The sequence below is a fragment of the Nannocystis pusilla genome, from assembly GCF_026626665.1.
GTDB classification, from domain to species: Bacteria; Myxococcota_A; Polyangia; order Nannocystales; family Nannocystaceae; genus Nannocystis; species Nannocystis pusilla.
Map to the genome: position 1 here is coordinate 6,955,720 of NZ_JAPNKE010000002.1, position 18,942 is coordinate 6,974,661.

Consider the following 18,942-nt stretch of genomic DNA (forward strand, 5'->3'; position numbering starts at 1 on the left):
ATTCGGACTTGTCACATCGCCGCTTCGGGCGAGGCCTGGCAGGGCCCGTCGCCTCCGGAAAGCGACGAGCACTCCAACGCTCAATCGGGCGGCCGCGAGACCTCAGCGACGCTGAAACCGCCAAGGAGTGCACACCTCGCGGCCGTTTCCTGCAGCAGACCGCGAGTGCGCGTCGATGACGGCCTTCTCTCCCGCAGCGACCTCCGCTACGCTCGCAGCGTGATGTTCGACGAACTGCTCGCTCTGGAGCGCACGCCGCTCGACCCGCGCGTGCGATCCGCTTGCGCGGAGGCTCTCATCGCGCGCGGCGACCCCCGCGGCCGCTTCCTTGCTCTGGACGCCGAGCTCGCCGCCACGCCGACGCGCCCGCCTCGCCCGCTCGTCTACCGCCCGACGAGCCCGGCACCTCAGACGGAGTTCGGCCCTCGCCAGGCCGCTTTGGACGAGCTCGCGCGCACCCTCGATCCCGCCTGGCTCGCCCGCGTGGGCGCCCTCAGCCACCGCCGCTTGCACCCCTGGACGGCGTCGAAACCCGCGAGCGATCCGCCCGTCCTGCTCCCCGGGGCGCTGCGGGAGACCGACCTGGGCCCGCTGCCTGCGGGCGTGGTCCTCGACAACCTCGCTGCCACGCGGCTGCAGGCCCTGCGCTGGGCGCTCCCCGGCCCGGTGACGGAGATCTCGGTTCACGGCGCCGGCGACGAATGGAACGCCTGGGTGCCGCCATTGTACTGGTGTACGCAACACCCTCGGCGTCGTCGGTGGGACATCGAACACGTCGTCGAATTGCGCGTACCGCCGCCCGACCGGGTGCGCGCGATTCGCCTGATCCGCGAGCTCACCGGTTGCAACCTGATCACCGCCAGGGACCGGCTCGACCAGCTCCCGTGCGTGCTCCTCGAGACGTACGACGACAGCCAGGTCGAAGCCATGCTCGCGCGAGTCGCCGCCGCGGGCGGCCTCGCGGCCGTGCGTGGCGACCCCGACGCTACCGGAGAAGCCGCGCTCCTCTCCGAAGGGGCGTCGCTGCTCGAGGGCGGCGACCCGACCGAGGTGGTCTTGCGGGCGGACGCGGACCACCTCGAGGTGCGGAAGTTCGCCATCCGCTGGACCGGCGCCCACGAGAACGAGCGAGCCCACGTCCTGCGGTCGCGCTGGTCCTGGCGCGACCTGCCCGTCGATCCCGCAGAGCGGATCGAAGCGGTGCGCCCGGTCATCGAAGCCGTCGCAGCCGAGCGGCGCGCGTCCTTCGCCGCCTGCCGCTTCTGCCACCGCCTCACGCCCCCGGAGTGGCGATTCGAGCCTGACGTCTGCTCGTCCTGCGCCGAGAAGCACCTCGGGGTGGTGCACTGACGATCCTCGAATGTTGTGAGCATGCGAGCCGGCGACGATTCGTAATACGCGGTCGCCGGCAATCGTCGCGAGCCGCCCGTACTCTCGTGATTCGCCAGCTCGCCTCACGGCTCGATATCGAGCCCGCTCGGACCCTGGCCGCGGGTGCGATTTCGCCCTCACGCGCACCCTCGCCCCGCGCGCATTTTCCCATCCCCGGCGAGACGAAAATTCCGAAAGACTCCTTGCGCCTTCTTAAACGCCCTGCCATGGTTCTTTGACCCGATGACCGGATTTCAAATCTGGTCACGAGGTCAAGGAGACCCTCGGAGTGGCCGAACGCCCGCAGGATAGCGCCAATCGCGCAGACCGTATTCTCGACGCCGCCGGCGTGCTGCTTTCGCGGCTCGGCTACCGCAAGGTCACCATCGAGGACGTCGCGAAGCAGGCCGATGTCGGCAAGGGCACCGTCTACCTGCACTGGAAAAGCAAGGAGGCGCTCTTCACCGCCCTGGTGATGCGGGCCTCCATCGAGCTGACCGAGGAATTGCTCGCGCAGGTGCGCGCCGATCCGTTTGAGGTGTTGCCGCACCGATTCGTCCGCTCCTCGTTCCTCGCGGCGGTGCGGCGGCCGGTGATGTTCGCGCTGCTCACCGGCGACACCGAGCTGCTCGGCAAGCTGAGCCAGGGCCCGCTGCGCCAGATCAAGCTGCAATCCGGGGCTCACTACTCGCGGATGATGATCGCGCGCGGCCTCTTGCGCGGCGACATCCCGCACGTCGATTACACGATGCGGGCCTCGATCCTCGGCTTCTACCTGCTCGAGCACCTCGACCGAGAGGCCACCAACTTCGCCGCGGAGGCCAAGGCCGACGCGATCGCGCACGTCGTCCGGCACGGCTTCGAGCCGGCCGGGGTGCCAGATCCGTCGAAAGTCGCCGACGCGGCGGCGGAGCTCGCCGCGCTGCTCGAGGGCTTCATCTCGCGCGCGCGCGCGTGGATCTACGAAGGAAGGGCACCATGACGAACGTCGCTGATACGTGGGACATCCATCCGCAGCAGTTTTGGCTGCGCGGGCAACGACCGGACAAGCCCGTGAGCTACGATCCGGCCACCGGCATGTGGAACGTGTACGGCTACGCCGAGACCGTCCACATCCTCGGCAATCCGGCCATCTTCTCCTCCGACACTTTGCGGGTCCTGCCTCCGGGCGTCATCCGCGGGAGCAAGGAGATGCGCGAGGGCAACCTGGTCCAGATGGACGAGCCGGACCACAAGAAGCTGCGCCGGCTCGTCAGCGAGGCCTTCACGCCGAAGGTCGTCGCCGACCTCGAGCCGCGGGTCGCCGCGCTCACGCACGAGCTGCTCGACGCCGCCGCGCAGCGCGGGCGCATGGAGCTGGTGGCCGACCTCGCCTACCCGCTGCCGGTGATCGTGATCGCCGAGCTGCTCGGGGTGCCGAGCAGCGACCGTCACCTGTTCAAGCAGTGGGTCGACAAGATGCTCGAGTACTCCGGTCAGTTCTCGCTGGTGAAGCAGAGCGCGGAGCAGGACCGGGCGATGGAGATCGTGCTGGAGAATCGGCGCCACCTCCTCGACTACCTCGCGGGCCACGCCAGGGAGCGGCTGCAGCGGCCGCGCGAGGACCTGCTGACGAAGTTGGTCCACGCCGAGGTCGACGGCGAGCGCCTCACCACCAACGAGGTCGTCAACTTCGCCAACATCCTGCTGGTCGCCGGGCACATCACGACGACGATGCTGCTCGGCAACACCGTCCTGTGCCTCGACGCTCACCCCGAGCATCTGGCCCGCGTCCGCACCGACCGTCGGGCCTTGCCGGGCGCGATCGAGGAGTCGCTGCGCTTCCTCAGCCCGTTCGCCGCGGTCGGTCGCGCCACCCATGGCGAGACCGAGCTCGCCGGCGAGCGGATCCCCGCCGACAAGCTGCTGATGGTGTGGATCGCCGCGGCCAACCGCGACGAGCGGCAGTTCGCTCGCCCCGACGAGTATGACCCGACCCGCGATCCCAACCCGCACGTCGCCTTCGGCCGCGGGATCCACTTCTGCCTCGGCGCCCCGCTGGCCCGGCTCGAGGGTCGCGTCGCGCTCGGCATCTTGCTCGATCGCTTCCCCCATCTGCGCACCGACCCCGACGCGCGCCCGGAGTTCATCCCCAGCCCGAACATGACCGGCGTGCGCAAGCTGCCGCTGCTGCTCGCGTCTTGAGCCGCAGCGCGTACTTCATACAATGATGTGAGCGCTGCCGGACCCGCGAAGGTTCGGCAGCGGGACGCGGGGCGTCACTCGTTGACGATGATCTCGTACTGAGTGAACGCCGGCAGCGTCGGGCACTCGGGGATGTCCATCGTCGGCGCCGCCGACAGCGAGAAGTCGAACGACCCCGCCATCGTCGGCGTACCGGCGAGGACGCCGGTCTCGACGGTGAACTCGAGCCCCGCGGGCAGCTCGCCCTCCGGCGTCCAGGTCGTGTTGTCTTCGAGCCCCGGCACCGTGAAGGCGATCTCGACCGCCACGCCCACGGTCAGCGGCTCGATGCTCTCCGGCTGGATCGGCGGCAAGAAGTTCTCGCAGCCCTGGCTGGTGGTCAGCGGACCGGTCGTCGTCTCGGTCGTCGTCGTCGCGGTCTCGGTCTCGCCGACGGTCGGGTCCGAGGTCGCGTCGCTGGTGGTCGCGGTCTCGCTCCCGTCCGTGGTCTCGCCCGCGGTCGTGGGCTCGCTCGTGCTCGTGGGCTCGCTCGTGCCGGCCGTCGGATCTTCGGTGGCGGTGCCGGTGGTCGTGCTCGTGTCCGCGTCGGTGCTCTTCTCGGTGTCGGGTCCGCAAGCGACGAGCGCCAGGCCCAGCATCCATGCGCACTTGCGCGAAGTCGTCGTGATGTTCTCGAGTAAGAAAAAGCGATTCATGCGAGGGCGTCTAGCACGCGCGCCACGGAGCGTCGAGGCGCGCGCCCGCTGGCGGCCTGCGAGCAATCTCCACTTCGGCGCCGCGTCCGGGCGACGTTTTCCGTGATCCGCGGACTCGCCTCGCCCACCTCGGTGAGCGCCTCACCGCCCTTTTCGCCGCGGTCAACCGCGCTTCTTCTTCGAAGCCTTGCGCCCGGCGCCGCCGCCCTGCAGCAGCGCCGACGTCAGCATCCCGGCCAGCCACTCCTGCCAGCGATCGGCCGACCAGCCGCGCTCGAGCACCAACAGCCGGAACAGCTCGCGGTTCGTCAGCGCCCAGAACACGTCGCGCGCCGCCTCGACGTCGAGGTCCTCGCGCAGCTGTCCCGCCTCTGCCAGCGCCTCGATGACCCCGCGCTGGGCCTCGCGACGATCGAGCTCGCCCTCGCGCTCGAGCGCCGCCAGCTCGGGCGCCACCACGCCGACCCCGCGCAGCAGCTCGAGCTCCGCGCGCTCGCCCTCGTAGACGGTGCGGGCGATCTTCGCCGCGAACGCCAGCCGCTCTGCCGGCTCCTCGGTCGTCAGCGCGGCCGTCACCGCCGTCTCGTACGCCGGCCCGAACCGCCCCTGATTGATGAGCTCCGCCACGATCCCGCGCTTCGAGCCGAACGCCGCGTACACCGTCGGCGCGGCCACGCCGGCGGCGCGGGCGATCGCGTCGATCGTCGTGTCCTCGTAGCCGTGCGCCGCCAGCAGCGTGCGCGCGGCCGCGAGGATCTGCTGCCGCGTCGCGTCGGCCTGGCGGCGGCGCGCGGGCGAGTGATACGGACGGGCTTCGGGCTTCGCCATCGCGTCGTCTCGGCGCGGCCACCATACCGCAGCCGCGGCGTCAGTATGCGACCTCGACCAGCGCGCCGACGGTCGCCCGGTCGTCGAGGTGCGCCAGCATGTAGTCCGCGAGGTCCGCGCGAGAGATCGTCGTCGCTCGCGCGAGCGGCGTGTCGATCGCGTAACGGTAGCGGCCGAGCCGCCGTCCGTTCGTCAGCCGCGGCGGCCGCACGATCGTCCACTCGAGCGAGCTGGAGCGCAGCCTCGCCTCCATCGCCCGCAGATCGTCGAACGGGTGGCGCAGCAGCGGCTGCAGCACGTGGCGCATGAACAGCCGCAGCGGCCACGACTGCAGCGCGCCGTCGCCGAGCCCGAGCGCCGAGACGCAGCTGATCCGCCGCACCCCGCAGCGCTCCATCGCCGCCAGCATGTGACCGACGCCGTCGCGGCAGATCGTCGTCGGCGCGCGCGAGCTGCCGGCGCCGAGCGCCGACACCACCGCGTCGTGCCCCGCGATCGCCGCCGCGACATCATCCGCGTTGGCCACGTCGCCGCGACGCACCGTGAGCCGCGCGTGCCGCAGCGCGATCGCCTCGGGCCGGCGCGCCACCGCCGTCACGGTGTGCCCGGCCTGCAGCGCCTGCTCGACCAGCCGCTCGCCGGTCCCGCCCGTCGCGCCGAATACCACGAGTCGCATCACGACCCTCCGTGCGGCTGCGGCGGCCCGCTCTGCACCCACGACTCGGCGATCTTGCCGCCCGCCATGCGGTACATCGACATCGCCGGCACCACCACCGCCGCGCCGCTCGGCGGCGTGCCGCGGAACGGCTCGACGTGGCGCCCGAACAGCTTCCACCGCACCGCCACGCGGTCGCCCTCGGCCATCGCGTCCTCGACCACGAACCGCGGCTTTTCAAAGGTCTTTCGCAGAAATGCCGCCCCCGCGGCCATCCCCGCGGGCCCGCCGATCCCGTTGTTCGTGTTGACGAACTCCGCCGCGATCAGCTCGGGCAAGACTTGATCCCGCCCGCCGTTCAAGACCTCGTCGAACAAGCGCAACACCGCCGCCTTGTTGGCGGCCGCCACCTCGGTCCCGGTCATCGCAACCTCCTGCCGGACGTGTTGAAGATGAGCATGTCGAACACTATTCAATATTGTTTCATAAAGTCAAATGTTCGATTCCGCCCGTTTCATGCGCGATACCGTGCCTACGTTCGCGGCACATTCTCTGTCTTTACGAACATGTCCCCACAGACATCCCGCGCCCCTCAGCGCGAGCGCCGACTCCACACCCAGCTCACCACCAGCAGCCCGACGAACACCGCGTCGCCCCACGCCTGATTCAGCGTCACCCCGCCGACCCGCGGCAACCTCCCCGCAAACTCCGGATCGATCACCGCAGTCCCGGGAAACAACAGCGCCGACGCCTGCGTGAGCCAGTAGATCGCCAGCACCCAGAGCCCCGAGACAAACCTTCCGGGTCGCCACAACCACACCAGCCCGAGCAGCCCGAGCGCCCCGCCGAGCGCCATCGTGTGCGCGCTGTGGAACTTCGCGTGGCCGCTCCACTGAGGGTTGTAGAGATGGGTCGCGTTCCAGTCGGCCGCGAACGGCAGCACGCTCGTCAGCAGCGCGACCACGCTGGCCAGCACGCGCGGCCCCCTCGCTCGCCTCGTCGAGTCTTCCATGCGTTGAGCCTTAGCGCGGCCCGCCTGGACGCTCCATGATACTCTGTGCGCCATGGTTGATGCAGCGTCCAGCCATCCGCCCGCCGATCCGCTCGCCGGCGTGCTCGACCTCGTGCGCCTGCGCGGCACCGTGCTCGGGGTCGCCGAGCTCGGCGCGCCGTGGGGCCTGCGATCGCCCGGCTTCGAGGACCTCGCCGTCCACATCGTCGTGCGGGGCAGCGCTCACCTCGAGCTCGCCCGGCGCCGCCAGAGCCTGGCCCTGCGCGCCGGCGACGTCGCCCTCGTCGCCGCCGGCCAGGTCCACGCGATCCGCGACGCCCCGCGCAGCGGCGTGGTCTCGTTCCGCCGCCTCCGCCGCGCGCCGCGGGTCGACAGCCGCACCGTGCGCTGGGGCGGCGACGGCCCGCGCACCACTCTGGTCGTCGGCTGCCTCGAGCTCGACGCCGCCGGCCGTGACCTCCTCACCGCCGCGCTGCCGCCCGTGGTCCACCTGCCCGCCGAGGCCGCGAGCGCCGGTCAGCTCGGCCTCGTGCACGCGCTCGCCGGCGAGGTCGCTCGCCCGGGCCTCGGCGCCGAGCCGGTGCTCACGCGCCTCGCCGAGCTGCTGTTCATCCAGGCGCTGCGCACCTGCATCGCCGCCGGCACCGCCGAGCACGGCTGGCTGCGCGCCCTCGCCGATCCGGCCATCGCCCGCGCGCTCGCGGCAGTCCACGCCGACCCCGGCGCCGACTGGACCGTCGCCGCCCTGGCCGCCCGCGCCGGCATGTCGCGCTCGGCCTTCGCCCCCGCGTTCCACCGCCTCGTCGGCGAACCTCCGCTGGCCTACGTCACCACCTGGCGCATGCGCACCGCCGCCCGTGCGCTCGAGCAGGACGCCGCGGTCAGCCTCAAGGAGCTGGCCGCCCGCGTCGGCTACGGCTCCGACGAAGCCTTCAGCCGCGCCTTTAGATTGGGCCGGCGCGCCCCCGGGCCAGTACCGCCGCACCGCGCGCGAGGCCAGGACCGAGGCCCGCCCGCACCACCGCGGCCTCGGCCCCGACGAACCGCACCGTTGATACCTACCTGTCCCTCGGGACATTCATAAGACATTCTCGCCGCCGCAGTGTCGCCATTCCGAATGTCGCCACCGCGGCGATGTTCCGGACCGTCCGGTCATGAAGCCCGGCGTTCGCAAATGGGACCAGACCGTCCGTTTTCGGGATCCCCGCCGCCAAGACGCGACTCAGGGCACATTTCGTCGCGCCCGGGAACCACCGCCAATGCGCGCTGTCCGGACCGCGATGACTCTCCGGTGGTTCCCATGCAATTGACAGTCCGCGACCTCTGTAAAACCTATCCCAACGGCGTCCGCGCGCTGAAGCGCGTGAGCCTGCAGATCTCGACCGGCATGTTCGGCCTGCTCGGGCCCAACGGCGCCGGCAAGTCGACCCTGATGCGCACGCTCGCCACGCTCCAGGATCCCGACAGCGGCTCCGTCGAGTTCGACGCCTTCGACGTCCTGGCCCACAAGGAGCGCCTGCGCGAAGTCCTCGGCTACCTGCCGCAGGAGTTCGGGCTCTATCCGAACCTCTCGGCCGAGACGATCCTCGACCACTTCGCGGTGCTGAAGGGCGTGACCGACCGCCGCGAGCGCGCCGCCCAGGTCCGCGCCCTGCTCGAGCAGACCAACCTCGCCCCGGCCGCCAGGCAGGCCGTGGGCGGCTACTCCGGCGGCATGAAGCAGCGCCTGGGCATCGCCATCGCCCTGCTCGGCCGCCCGCGCCTCGTGATCGTCGACGAGCCGACCGCCGGCCTCGACCCGACCGAGCGCCACCGCTTCCTCGACCTGCTCGCCGAGATCGGCCAGGACATCGTCGTCATCCTCAGCACGCACATCGTCGAGGACGTGCACGAGCTGTGCGAGAACTTCGCGATCATCAGCCACGGCGAGGTGCTGTACAGCGGCTCGCCGACCGCGGCGGTGGCCGGGCTGCGCGGGCAGATCTGGCGCCGCATGGTGACGCGGGCGGAGCTGCCCGAGCTGCAGCGCGCGCTGCACGTGATCGCCACCCGCTTCGTCGCCGGTCGCCCGCTCGTCCACGTGCACCACCCCGAGTCGCCCGGGCCCGGCTTCGAGCCGGTCGAGCCCGACCTCGAGGACGTGTACTTCTTCCACATCACCGGCCGGACGCGGAGGACCCCGTGACCCAGCTCCTGAGCTTCGCCCGCCACGAGCTGGCGTATCACCTGCAGCGGCCGGTCACCTACCTCTACATGTTCGCCCTGCTGCTGCTGTCGTTCCTGTACACGGCCACCGGCTTCGCCAACATGGTGTTCGGCGGCGCCGTGAACCTCGACGCGCCGTGGCTGCTGAACCGCAGCGTCGCGCACGTCACCCTGATCGGCTCGGTCCTCGTGTCCGCGATCGCCGGCACCGCCGTCCTCCGCGACTTCGAGTTCAAGACCCACGAGCTGCTCTTCACCACGCGACTGCGCAAGTCGAGCTTCGTGTTCGGCCGCTTCCTCGGCGCCTACGCCGTCACCCTCCTGGTGTTCGCCTGCAGCGTGATCGGCCTGTGGCTCGGCGCGCACATGCCGTGGCTCGACCCCGACAAGCTCGGCCCGTACGTCCCGGGCGCCTACCTCGTCCCGCTCGTCTTCTACGTCGTGCCCAACACCTTCGTGCTGTCCGCGCTGTTCTTCGCCGTCGGCGTGCTGACCCGCAGCTACATGGCCGTGTACGTGCAAGGCGTGGTGTTCTTCCTCGGCTACTCGATCGCCGGCGAGTCGCTGAGCAAGCTCGACAACGAGCGCTTCGCCGGCCTGCTCGACCCCTTCGGCCTCGTCCCCACCGACCTCGCCGAGCGCTACTGGACCATCGTCGAGAAGAACACCCTCGTCACCGCGCTCGAGGGCCTCCTCCTCTACAACCGCCTGCTGTGGATCGGCCTCGCCCTGCTGGTGCTGTTCGCGGCCCACGCCCTGTTCCGCATGGACGCCGCTCGCGGCATCCGCGGCCGCAAGCCGCGGCGCTGGCTGGAGCTCGAAGGCGCCGCGCGCCCGCCCGCGCCGCTGCCGGTCGTCACGCCGCGCCGGGGCCTCGCGGTCGACCTCACGCGCCTGCTCGCGCAGGTCCACTTCTACTACCTCGGCCTCGTGCGCGACCGAACCTTCCTCGCCTTCGTCGCGGTCGGCTTGCTGTTCACCGTCCACGGCTCGAGCTACTCCGACGTCCTGTGGGGCACCCCCACCTGGCCGGTCACGTACGCGATGACCGACGTGATCCGCAACCACGCCCGCCTGTTCTTCATCATCCTCGTCCCGCTCTACGCCGGCGAGCTGATGTGGCGCGAGCGAGCGCTGCGCGGCGACCAATTGCTCGACGTCACCCCGACCTCGCCGGTGGCGGTCATGATCGCAAGGCTCGTCTGCCTCGCCCTCGTGTACGCCACCCTGATCGCGGCGATGATCGCCGGCGGCGTCCTGGTCCAGACGATCAAGGGCTATCATCATTACGAGCTGGACGTCTACCTCGGCGTCCTCTACGGCTTCTACTGGCCCGAGCTGGTGCTGCTCAGCATGATCGGGGTGTTCTTCCAGATCGTCGCCGACCACAAGTACCTCGGCGTGCTGCTGGCGTTCGTCTACTGGGTCCTGGTCCAGGCCTTCGGCACCTGGGGCCTCGACCACAACCTCCTGCGCTTCGCCTTCAGCCCGCAGGTCGAGTACTCGGCGATGAACGGCTACGGCCCGCACGTCGCCGCGGCGATGTGGTTCAACCTCTATCACTTCGCCACCGCCGTGCTGCTGCTGGTCCTGGCGCGCCCGTGGCTCATGCACGGCACCCCGACCGGCCTGCGCGACCGCCTCCGCCTGGCGCGCGCCCGGATGACTCGCCGCTGGACCGCCGCCCTCGCCCTCGCCCTCGCCGCCTGGCTCGGCGTCGGCGGCTACGTCTATTGGAACACCAACGTCCGCAACATCTATCGCAGCAGCGAGGACGAGGACGCCCTGTCGGCCGATTACGAGCGCAAGTACGGCCAGTACCAGGACCTGCCCCAGCCGCACGTCGAGGCCGTCGACGTCCGCGTCGACATCTTCCCCGAGCGCGGTCATGCGATCACCGTCGGCCGCTTCGATCTCGTCAACCGCCACACCGCCCCGATCGAGAGCATTCACATGTTGCTCCCCCACGAGATCGAGATCCGGACGATCGAGTTCGACCGCCCCGCGACCCTCGTGGAGGCGGACGAGCGCATCCGCTACCGCATCTACCGCCTCGCCGAGCCGCTGGCGCCGGGCGGCGAGATGACCCTGCGCTTCGACCTGGCCGACGTGCGCGAGGGCTTCGGCAACCTCGGCCGCAACGCCGGCCTCGTCGCCAACGGCAGCTTCCTGTCCCAATTCTCCATGATGCCGAGCCTCGGCTACCAGAGATCGCTGGAGCTCGTCGACGACGACCGGCGCAAGGAGCAGGGCCTGCCCGAGCGCCCGCGGCTGCCGTCGATCGACGACCCCGCGCGCGCGACCGCTTCCCCGGCGAGCCTGCCACCGACTGGATCGAGTACACCGGGACCGTGTGTACCGCCGGCGACCAGATCGCTGTCACCGCGGGCGAGCTGCAGCGCGAGTGGACCGAGGGCGATCGGCGCTGCTTCACCTACGCCCCGGTGGGCAAGATCCGCGCCTCCCTGCCGTTCCTCTCGGCCCGCTACGAGGTCCTGCGCGACGCCCACGACGGCGTGGCGATCGAGGTCTACTATCAAAAAGGCCACGAGTTCAACCTCGCCGCCATGGTCGAGTCGGCCAAGCGCTCGCTCGACTATTGCAAGCAGAACTTCGGCCCCTACCCGCACCGCCACTTCCGGATCCTCGAGTTCCCGCGCTACGAGAAATTCGCCCTGGCCACCCCGGGCACCATCCCGTACTCCGAGAACATCGGCTTCATCGCCCGCGTCCGCCCCGACGACCCCGAGGACCTCGACTATCCGTACTTCGTCACCGCCCACGAGGTCGCTCACCAGTGGTGGGCCTACCAGGTCGCCGGCGGCCACGCCCAGGGCATGACGATGCTGACCGAGTCGCTGGCCGAGTACACCGCCCTGATGGTCATGGAGAAGCGCTACGGCCCGCAGGCGATGAAGCGGTTCCTCGCCCACGAGCTGCGCGACTACCTCACGGGCCGCGCCGCCGAGCCCAAGGCCGAGCTGCCGCTCGCCCTCAACGAGCTCCAGATGTACATCCATTACCACAAGGGCTCGCTGGTGTTCTACGCGCTGCGCGAGTACATCGGCGAGGACCGGGTCAACGCCGCCCTGGCCGCCTTCCGCGACGAGTTCGCCTACAAGCCGCCGCCGCTCCCGACCTCGCGCGACCTGGTCGCCCGCCTCCGCGAAGTGACGCCGCCCGAATATGCGTACCTGATCGAGGACATGTTCGAGACGATCACGCTGTACGACAACAAGGTCCTCGAGGCCACCAGCGAGCCGCTCGCCGACGGCAAGCACCGCGTCCGCTTCAAGGTCGCCGCCCGCAAGCTGAAGGCCGACGGCCTCGGCGTCGAGACCGAGGCCCCGCTGGCCGACTATATCGACGTCGGCGTGTTCGCGGCCCCCGGTCCGGGCGACTACGAGGTCGGCGCGACGTTGTGGCAAGAGCGCCGGAAGTTCACCGCCGGCGAGATGGAGCTCGACGTCGTCGTCGACGGGCCGCCGCACCGCGTCGGCATCGACGCGCGCAACCTCCTGATCGACCGCAACCCGAAGGACAACACCGCGGCCCTGTGAGACCGGAGGTCCCGAAGGCCATGTCTTAAAGGACATCCTCGGGCTCGCCGGACCTCGCTCGTTTCCGCTCATTCTCGACCATACGGGCCCCTGGCCACCCCTGGCGCCCGTACATTCCCGCGCTTGCAACATTCACCCACTTGGGTGAACATCTTCGCGCATGAGCCTCGACCACACCCTCTCGGCCCTGGCCGACCCGACGCGCCGGGCCATCTTTCAGCGGCTGAGCGGCGGCGAGGCGCGGGTGACCGACGTCGCGGAGCGGTTCCCGATCTCGCTCAACAGCATTTCAAAACACATCCGCGTGCTCGAGCGCGCCGGCCTCGTGCGTCGGCGCGTCGCGGGCCGCGAGCACCTCCTCACCGCCGACCGCAGGCCCTCGACGAGCTGGCGGCATGGGTCGAACAGACGCGCGCGTTCTGGACCAGAAAGCTGGACGCGCTCGAGGCCCTGCTCGCCGAAGACGACCCCGAACGCAAGGAGCGACGATGAACGACCACGGACAGATCCTCGACCCCGGCACCGTACGCATCGAGCGGGTGCTCCCCGGCCCCATCGAGCGGGTCTGGCGCTACATCACCGAGTCCGAGCTGCGCGCCCGCTGGCTCGCGGCCGGCGAGTTCGAGCTGCGGCCCGGCGGTCGCGCCGAGCTCCGCTTCGACCACGCCTCGCTCTCGGCGGAGAAGACCTACCCCGAGAAATACAAGAGCGCCGAGGGGGCCCGCGGCGTCGAGACGGTGCTCGCCTGCGAGGCGCCGCGGCTGCTCAAGATCACCTGGGGCGGCGCCGGTCAGCCCGCCGAGGTGTCCTTCGAGCTCACGCCTGTCGATGACAAGGTGCGCCTCGTCGTGACGAGCCGGCGCCTGGCCACCCGCGACGACCTCGTCGGCACCGCCTCGGGCTGGCACGCGCACCTGGCGATCCTCGGCGACGTGCTGGCCGAGCAGCCGCCGCGCGGCTTCTGGTCGACGCACGAGGCCGCAGCGCGGGGCTACGCGCAGCGCATGGAAGTCATGGACGAATCCTTCCGGTGGTCGAAGAGCACCGGCCGCGAGCTCCGCGATCACGGCAGCGCGTGGTCGTCGCTGCTGCGCCGCCGCATGGACGCGCCGATCGAGCGCGTGTGGGCGGCGTGGACCGACCCCGAGGTGCTCCCGAATTGGCTCGGCAAGCCGACCGGCACCTTCGCGGTCGGCGGCACCATCGTCCTCGATCTGTCGCAGCCGCACCTCACGACGTGCAAGATCGTCGCGTGCGAGGCGCCCACCCTCCTGCGCACCACCTGGCGCTACGGCGACTTCGGCGAGAGCGAGGTCGAGCTCCGCCTCGCCCGCGACGGCGACGGCACCGCGCTCGAGCTCGAGCACTTCGCCTGCCGCACCGCCGACGAGGCCCGCGGCACCGGCGGCGGCTGGGAGGTCGCCATCCTCAGCCTCGACAATTTCCTCCGCGGCCTGCCCCCGCCCAGCGACATCACCTTCCCGGCGATGGATCACGCGTGGTCCGGCGTGATGTCCTGAAGGACATGTTACGGCGAGCAGCGGCCTCGCCCTGAGCAATGCCATGACATGTCTCATAGGACATGCGATCGCCGACACCGGACAGCGAGTCGACGAGCGCAGGTCGAGTGCCGCCGCCGCAGCGACGTCCCGAGGGCGCGTCCGCTTCGGCGGCGCACGCGGCGGACAACCTCAGGACATGTCCGATCGGACAGCGATCCTCCGCTCGAAGCGCGACCTCGAGGTGCACGCGCGTGATGCGGATCAACCTCCGCCCTCGCCAGCGCCCCCCGGCGTCGGGCGAGTGGTGCGGGAGATCTCCAGATTTCTTTTTTCTGAAAGAGGAAAGAACCGCGGTCAGTGAGCGTGGTCGTCGCTCGAATACCGCGGGTTCATCGCCAGCAGCAGCGCCGTCTGCTCCTCGGCCCCCTGCGTGTGACCCAGCGCGGCGTGGGCCTTCGCGGCCACGTCGTGCAGCCGGGGCGTGCGATACGGCGAGCCGAGCGCCTGCTCCGCGACCGCCAGCGCCTCGGCCGGCTGACCCGTCTGCAGATACGCCTGCGCCAGGGCCACCTGCGCGTCGCCGCCCGGGCGCACCGCGTGGTTGGCCTGCGCCAGCTCGAGCGCCCGCGCCGGCGGTCCGAATTGCAGGTAGTGCTGCAGCGCGTGGCCCATGGCCGACTCGGGGAAGCGCGCCAGCTGCTCCTCCCAGCGCGCGGCCGCTCGCGCGATCAGCTCCTCGGCCCGCTGTGATTCGCCCGTGTGGCGATACAGGCCCGCGAGCGCGTCCATGTGCTGCGGCAGATCGGCGGTGCGGACCAGCGCCTCGTAGATCTCGATCGCCCGCGCGTGGTCGTCGCGACGGTTGTGGATCTCCGCGATGTGCTCCTGCACCAGCCACCAGCCGGACAGCTCGCCGTCGGCCTCCTGCAGGTGCTTCAGCGCGAGCCGCAGATCGCCGCGCTCCATCGCCACCACGCCGAGCTGCAGCTTCATCCACGCCCTGCGGCGCGGATCTTTGGGACCGGTGGCCTGAAACGCGGCATCCAGCAGCGCCTCGGCCTGGGCCGGGTCGCCGGTCTTCGCGTGATACAGCGCGAGCTCGGCGGTCGCTGCCACCGGCGCGGCCGCGGCGACCGCCGTGAGCTCCGCGAACGCGGCCTCGTACTGCCCGCGCTGCACCGCGATCTCCGCGCGCAGCACTCGCGCGATGGTCTGCTCGTCGCGCCGGGGCACCGCGCGGCGGTCCATCATGTCGAGGTGCTTCTCGGCCTCGGCGAGCCGGTGAATCGAGTAGTTGAAGCGCGCGGCCACCAGCAGCGGGCCGCTGCCCGCGGGCGCCATCGAGAACGCGTCGTCCAAGACAGCCTCGACGCGGGCGAAGTCGTGGATCTGATTCGTCAGCCCCGCGCGCTCGAGCAGCGCCGAGGCGAGGTGCATCCGCGTCAGCCAGTCGCCGGGGCGACCGTCCGCGCGCTTCTGCAGGCTGTCGATACGGCGATCGAGCTCGTCGAGCAGCGCCGCATAGCTCGGACCTGCGCTCGCGGCCCGCGCCTCGGGCGCGACGATCGACGGCGCAGACGTCTCGCCACGAAAGAAGAATCGCGACAGGAGGGCCGACGCACCGAACGCCAGGACGGCCGAGACGAGGATCGTTTTGCGGTCCATGACTGTCGCTGCGAGGCCTCGAGTTCGGCTCCCCGGAGGTTGGCACGACCGGGGAGCCGTCGGCAAACGCGGCCTACGGCGCGGGTGCGGCGGCGCCAGGAACGGGAACTCCGCCTTGAACGGCACGTCGTTCTCCGGCGGGTTCAGCGGCAGGTCGGCGAACAGCGTCAGCGGCTGATCGGGGCCGAGCTTGAGCAGCACGGCCGCGAGCGTGATGTCGACGACCGGGTCGGTGAGGGCGCGGCCGTTCGGGTAGCCGGTCGGCTTGCTCGGATCGTACTTGATCGTGTCCGGGATGATGACCGGCCCCGCCTGTGCGACCGTCTCGTCGATGGTCGCGGGCACGAGGTTCAGCATCATCAGGTCGTCGTCGAACGCGTCGTGGAAGAACGTAATGCTCGCGCCGATCTCGGGCAGCCACATGCCCGCGGCGTCCTCGGCCGGGTTGCTGGCGTTGTAGTCGTCGCGGATCGAGAGATCCTGGCCGCCGAGGCCGAGGCCCAGCGCCGCGGCGATGCCGGCCGTCCCCGCCTCGACCGCGCCGTGGCGGTCGATCTGCACGTACGCGTCGAACGGCTCGGTCGGGAACACGAAGCCCTCTTCGCCGCCGGTGTCGGTCGTGCCGTTGGTGGTCGTCGGCGACGTCGTCGTCGTCGGCGACGTCGTCGTCGTCGCCGTCTCGTCCTCCGTCGTCACGGTGCCCGTCGTCGGCCCCGTCGTGTCGGTCGTCGACGCGGTGGTGTCGGTCGTCGACGCGGTGGTCGTCGTCGCGTCGGTGTCGCTGGTGCCCTTGTCGTCGCCGCACGCCGGCGCGAACAGCAGCGCCGCCGCGAGAACTGCGTGGATGGTCACGTAAGTCTTCATGGTGGCCTCCTACTCCTTCCTCGCGGAGGTCGCCCACACCTGGATCGGGTTCCCGCCGGTGAGCACGTCCGTGTCGATCTCGATCGCCGCCGCGGTCACGTTGAACCCGGCCAGGAAGTCGCGGTTGTTCATGAAGCTCACCGTCTCGGTGTCGAGCCCCTCGAGGTAGCCCTGCGCGTCGAAGAAGAACGGGTCGTCGGCGTGGCCCGTCCACACGCGCGCGAACTGCCCGGCGTCGAAGACCGTCTCCACCGCCCCGACCGCCGGCTGGTCCGTGCCGGGGATGCCCGTCCACTGGACGCCGATCTCGTCCTTCGCGTTGGTCCCGTAGCGCCAGTAGAACGTCAGGTCCGCCGTGTTGTCGCCGTCGTTGTCGACCTTGATGGCGTACAGGGCGTTGCCGTCGTACAGCGCCGAGTCGTCCGGCTGCGGGCGGCTGTCGTTGAAGCCGGCCCAACAGACGATGATCGTGGTCTTGTTGTCGCCGCTGTTGAAGACGTAGACATCGGTGATGTCCTGCGCGGCGTCCATCTTCACGAGCGGAGACTCGTCGTGGTCGGACGCGCGGACGTTCGATGTCCACCAGTTCCCCCGCAGATCGCGGCAGCCGCCACGATCACCAGCCCAGTTTTCGCTCTCAAGTTCTTGTACATCGAGCCTCCTCGTCCGGTCGAGCCCGCCAGAGCCGCGACCGTCGTCAAGTCGAAAGCATCCTACTCCTCCGCGGGTGCTTTGGATCTGCGGCCGACACGACGAACACGAAATTCTCTCGGGCGACGACGCGCCTCCGCTCATTCGCGCGACGCGGGCGGCGAAATCGGCCGCGCTCGCGCCGGGCACGCCGCACTTCGGCCGATGAGGGCCAACAGGTCCGTACGAACGAGATGGCCGAACGGATCGGCAGCAGGCGCGACAAATTTTTTGCCGGGACTCACCGGCCGAATACGAGCATTCGATCGCACATTCATAAACCTTGCGAAGCGCAAGCGCGCGGCCGACGGGCCGGTTCGGAGCGTGTAACTTCCGCGGCGCCGTTACGATATCCTCGCGGACCACACCTGCGAAGGATGCTCCTGATGCGAAAGGCAGCTTGGATTTTCATCTCCCCGCTGATTCTCGGCCTCGTCGCCTGCGGCGACAGCGGGAACACGACCACCGAGTCCACCACCGACGGTACGACGCAGCCGGCCACCACCGACGCGACGACGGACACGACGACGGACGGGACCACGACGACCACCACCGGGACGGATACCGAGAATCCGACGACCGGCCCGGGCACGACGACGACGACGTCGCCGACGACGACGACCTCGACGACCGACGACACGACGACCGACACGACCACCAACGGCGGTGAGCTCACCTGCGAGGCGTACTGCGGGATCTACCTCGACGCGTGCACCGACTTCGCCGAGTACGACAACATGCAGGCCTGCCTCGACCAGTGCGGCCAGTGGCCCGTCGGCACGCCCGCCGACACCGCCGGCGACACGCTCGGCTGCCGCCTCTACCACGTGACGGTCGCCAGCACCGTCGACGCCAACGAGCACTGCCCGCACGCCAGCCCGAACGGCGCCGGCGTGTGCGTCGACGCGGGCGCGCCGACCTGCGACGACTACTGCACCGACTACTTCGCCAACTGCACCGCCGACCTCAACCTCTACAACGACGAGGCCGACTGCCTCGATCAGTGCAGCCACTGGTACCCCGGCACCTCCGCCGACACCGCCGGCGACACCGTCGGCTGCCGCCTGTACCACGCGGGCGTCGCGGCGACCGACGACGAGACGCACTGCCCGCACGCCGGCCCCGGCGGCGCCGGCGTGTGCGTCATCCAGTGATCCTCACCCGCGCGGACCCGTCCGCGCGAAGCTGACGAATGACGCGAGCGCGACGACGATGTCGTCGCGCTCGTGTGCTTTTTGCGGGGCCGCCCGGCCTCACGACAATGACGGATGTGGGCAATCGACTGCGACGCCCGCCGCGCCCCGCCGCGGGTCCACGCCCCCGCGACGAGGACGACGCCCGCGCGACCGCAGCGTTGCGGCCGACCACAGCACCAGCTTCGGTCTGCCGGCGCGTGCTCGGGGCCGCGGTAGATCGGGCACTGCGGCGCGGATCACGTTCTTTCCGCGCCCACGGCGAGGAATGTCGGTAGCGTCTGCAGCGGCCGACGGCCGCCGCCCCATCCCTATAATAGTACTCGCCCGTCGCCCCCGAGCAGCTCGACGCCAGCGACAGCGAGCACAGCAGCGAGGGCGACCGCCTGGCCGCCGGCGATCGTGACGCGGGTCGGCGCGGATCGCCCGGCAGAGCCGTCGCCGCTTCGGCGTCGGCCGGCGCGCACTCCCACGCGCGTCGTCTCGCCTCCCTCCCGCTCGAACTCCCGCGTGATCGC

The 18,942-nt window shown here is 70.4% G+C and carries 15 protein-coding genes and 1 pseudogene; 9 read left to right on the forward strand and 7 right to left on the reverse strand.

What is annotated here, in order from left to right; all coding sequences use genetic code 11:
- The first annotated feature begins 222 nt into the window (after positions 1-222).
- The 3 genes from OV079_RS30685 (at position 223) to OV079_RS30695 (ending at position 3,555) form a co-directional block, all read left to right on the forward strand.
- A complete protein-coding gene (locus tag OV079_RS30685) occupies positions 223-1,350 on the forward strand; it encodes a ribosomal protein L7/L12 (RefSeq protein WP_420829550.1) in 1,128 nt (375 codons plus the stop codon).
- A 310-nt stretch (positions 1,351-1,660) separates the two neighbouring features.
- Positions 1,661-2,353 carry a TetR/AcrR family transcriptional regulator gene (locus tag OV079_RS30690; RefSeq protein ID WP_267772577.1) on the forward strand — a complete coding sequence of 231 codons (693 nt, stop codon included), beginning with the start codon at positions 1,661-1,663 and terminating at the stop codon, positions 2,351-2,353.
- Entirely contained in the window at positions 2,350-3,555 is a 1,206-nt protein-coding gene (locus OV079_RS30695) for a cytochrome P450 (protein ID WP_267772578.1), read from the forward strand. Before OV079_RS30690 ends, OV079_RS30695 begins: the two co-directional genes overlap by 4 nt.
- Positions 3,556-3,629: 74 nt before the next feature.
- On the opposite strand, the gene OV079_RS30700 is transcribed toward OV079_RS30695, so the two are convergent.
- The 5 genes from OV079_RS30700 to OV079_RS30720 all read right to left on the reverse strand — a co-directional run bounded on the left by OV079_RS30700 (position 3,630) and on the right by OV079_RS30720 (position 6,745).
- On the reverse strand, positions 3,630-4,250 hold the full coding sequence (locus tag OV079_RS30700) for a putative Ig domain-containing protein (protein WP_267772580.1): 621 nt from the start codon (positions 4,248-4,250) through the stop codon (positions 3,630-3,632).
- Positions 4,251-4,412: 162 nt separating this feature from the next.
- The gene (locus OV079_RS30705; RefSeq protein WP_267772581.1) at positions 4,413-5,078 is read right to left on the reverse strand and encodes a TetR/AcrR family transcriptional regulator; all 666 of its coding nucleotides are present in this window, start codon (positions 5,076-5,078) and stop codon (positions 4,413-4,415) included.
- 40 nt (positions 5,079-5,118) lie between these two features.
- Entirely contained in the window at positions 5,119-5,754 is a 636-nt protein-coding gene (locus tag OV079_RS30710; protein WP_267772582.1) for an NAD(P)-dependent oxidoreductase, read from the reverse strand.
- Entirely contained in the window at positions 5,754-6,158 is a 405-nt protein-coding gene (locus tag OV079_RS30715; RefSeq protein WP_267772583.1) for an ester cyclase, read from the reverse strand. Before OV079_RS30715 ends, OV079_RS30710 begins: the two co-directional genes overlap by 1 nt.
- Positions 6,159-6,325: 167 nt before the next feature.
- Entirely contained in the window at positions 6,326-6,745 is a 420-nt protein-coding gene (locus OV079_RS30720; protein WP_267772584.1) for a DUF6640 family protein, read from the reverse strand.
- Positions 6,746-6,797: 52 nt separating this feature from the next.
- Between OV079_RS30720 and OV079_RS30725 the strand changes: the two genes are divergently transcribed.
- The 5 genes and pseudogenes from OV079_RS30725 to OV079_RS30740 all read left to right on the forward strand — a co-directional run bounded on the left by OV079_RS30725 (position 6,798) and on the right by OV079_RS30740 (position 14,030).
- On the forward strand, positions 6,798-7,829 hold the full coding sequence (locus tag OV079_RS30725; protein ID WP_267772585.1) for an AraC family transcriptional regulator: 1,032 nt from the start codon (positions 6,798-6,800) through the stop codon (positions 7,827-7,829).
- 216 nt (positions 7,830-8,045) lie between these two features.
- A complete protein-coding gene (locus tag OV079_RS30730; RefSeq protein ID WP_267772587.1) occupies positions 8,046-8,930 on the forward strand; it encodes an ABC transporter ATP-binding protein in 885 nt (294 codons plus the stop codon).
- 2,587 nt (positions 8,931-11,517) lie between these two features.
- Positions 11,518-12,510 carry a M1 family aminopeptidase gene (locus OV079_RS30735; RefSeq protein WP_267772588.1) on the forward strand — a complete coding sequence of 331 codons (993 nt, stop codon included), beginning with the start codon at positions 11,518-11,520 and terminating at the stop codon, positions 12,508-12,510.
- Between the two features lie 160 nt (positions 12,511-12,670).
- A pseudogene (locus OV079_RS58900) lies at positions 12,671-12,811 on the forward strand (ArsR/SmtB family transcription factor); the annotation flags it as partial.
- Between the two features lie 187 nt (positions 12,812-12,998).
- Positions 12,999-14,030: an SRPBCC family protein gene (locus OV079_RS30740; RefSeq protein ID WP_267772589.1), complete on the forward strand. Its 1,032-nt coding sequence runs from the start codon at positions 12,999-13,001 to the stop codon at positions 14,028-14,030.
- Positions 14,031-14,366: 336 nt separating this feature from the next.
- Here OV079_RS30740 and OV079_RS30745 read toward each other — a convergent pair whose 3' ends face one another.
- Entirely contained in the window at positions 14,367-16,541 is a 2,175-nt protein-coding gene (locus OV079_RS30745) for a tetratricopeptide repeat protein (RefSeq protein ID WP_267772590.1), read from the reverse strand.
- Positions 16,542-16,550: 9 nt separating this feature from the next.
- Positions 16,551-17,336 carry a DUF4331 family protein gene (locus OV079_RS30750; protein ID WP_267778685.1) on the reverse strand — a complete coding sequence of 262 codons (786 nt, stop codon included), beginning with the start codon at positions 17,334-17,336 and terminating at the stop codon, positions 16,551-16,553.
- 281 nt (positions 17,337-17,617) lie between these two features.
- On the opposite strand from OV079_RS30750, the gene OV079_RS30755 reads away from it, so the two are divergent.
- A complete protein-coding gene (locus OV079_RS30755) occupies positions 17,618-18,385 on the forward strand; it encodes a hypothetical protein (RefSeq protein WP_267772591.1) in 768 nt (255 codons plus the stop codon).
- The last annotated feature ends 557 nt before the right edge of the window (positions 18,386-18,942 follow it).

What these genes read in the sequence shown, in the direction of transcription:
- OV079_RS30685 (WP_420829550.1), top strand. Translation starts at nt 223, where the DNA reads ATGTTCGACGAACTGCTCGCTCTGGAGCGCACGCCGCTCGACCCGCGC.
- OV079_RS30695 (WP_267772578.1), top strand. Translation starts at nt 2,350, where the DNA reads ATGACGAACGTCGCTGATACGTGGGACATCCATCCGCAGCAGTTTTGG.
- OV079_RS30700 (WP_267772580.1), bottom strand. Translation starts at nt 4,250, where the DNA reads ATGAATCGCTTTTTCTTACTCGAGAACATCACGACGACTTCGCGCAAG.
- OV079_RS30705 (WP_267772581.1), bottom strand. Translation starts at nt 5,078, where the DNA reads ATGGCGAAGCCCGAAGCCCGTCCGTATCACTCGCCCGCGCGCCGCCGC.
- OV079_RS30710 (WP_267772582.1), bottom strand. Translation starts at nt 5,754, where the DNA reads ATGCGACTCGTGGTATTCGGCGCGACGGGCGGGACCGGCGAGCGGCTG.
- OV079_RS30715 (WP_267772583.1), bottom strand. Translation starts at nt 6,158, where the DNA reads ATGACCGGGACCGAGGTGGCGGCCGCCAACAAGGCGGCGGTGTTGCGC.
- OV079_RS30720 (WP_267772584.1), bottom strand. Translation starts at nt 6,745, where the DNA reads ATGGAAGACTCGACGAGGCGAGCGAGGGGGCCGCGCGTGCTGGCCAGC.
- OV079_RS30725 (WP_267772585.1), top strand. Translation starts at nt 6,798, where the DNA reads ATGGTTGATGCAGCGTCCAGCCATCCGCCCGCCGATCCGCTCGCCGGC.
- OV079_RS30730 (WP_267772587.1), top strand. Translation starts at nt 8,046, where the DNA reads ATGCAATTGACAGTCCGCGACCTCTGTAAAACCTATCCCAACGGCGTC.
- OV079_RS30735 (WP_267772588.1), top strand. Translation starts at nt 11,518, where the DNA reads ATGGTCGAGTCGGCCAAGCGCTCGCTCGACTATTGCAAGCAGAACTTC.
- OV079_RS30740 (WP_267772589.1), top strand. Translation starts at nt 12,999, where the DNA reads ATGAACGACCACGGACAGATCCTCGACCCCGGCACCGTACGCATCGAG.
- OV079_RS30745 (WP_267772590.1), bottom strand. Translation starts at nt 16,541, where the DNA reads ATGAAGACTTACGTGACCATCCACGCAGTTCTCGCGGCGGCGCTGCTG.
- OV079_RS30750 (WP_267778685.1), bottom strand. Translation starts at nt 17,336, where the DNA reads ATGAGCGGAGGCGCGTCGTCGCCCGAGAGAATTTCGTGTTCGTCGTGT.
- OV079_RS30755 (WP_267772591.1), top strand. Translation starts at nt 17,618, where the DNA reads ATGCGAAAGGCAGCTTGGATTTTCATCTCCCCGCTGATTCTCGGCCTC.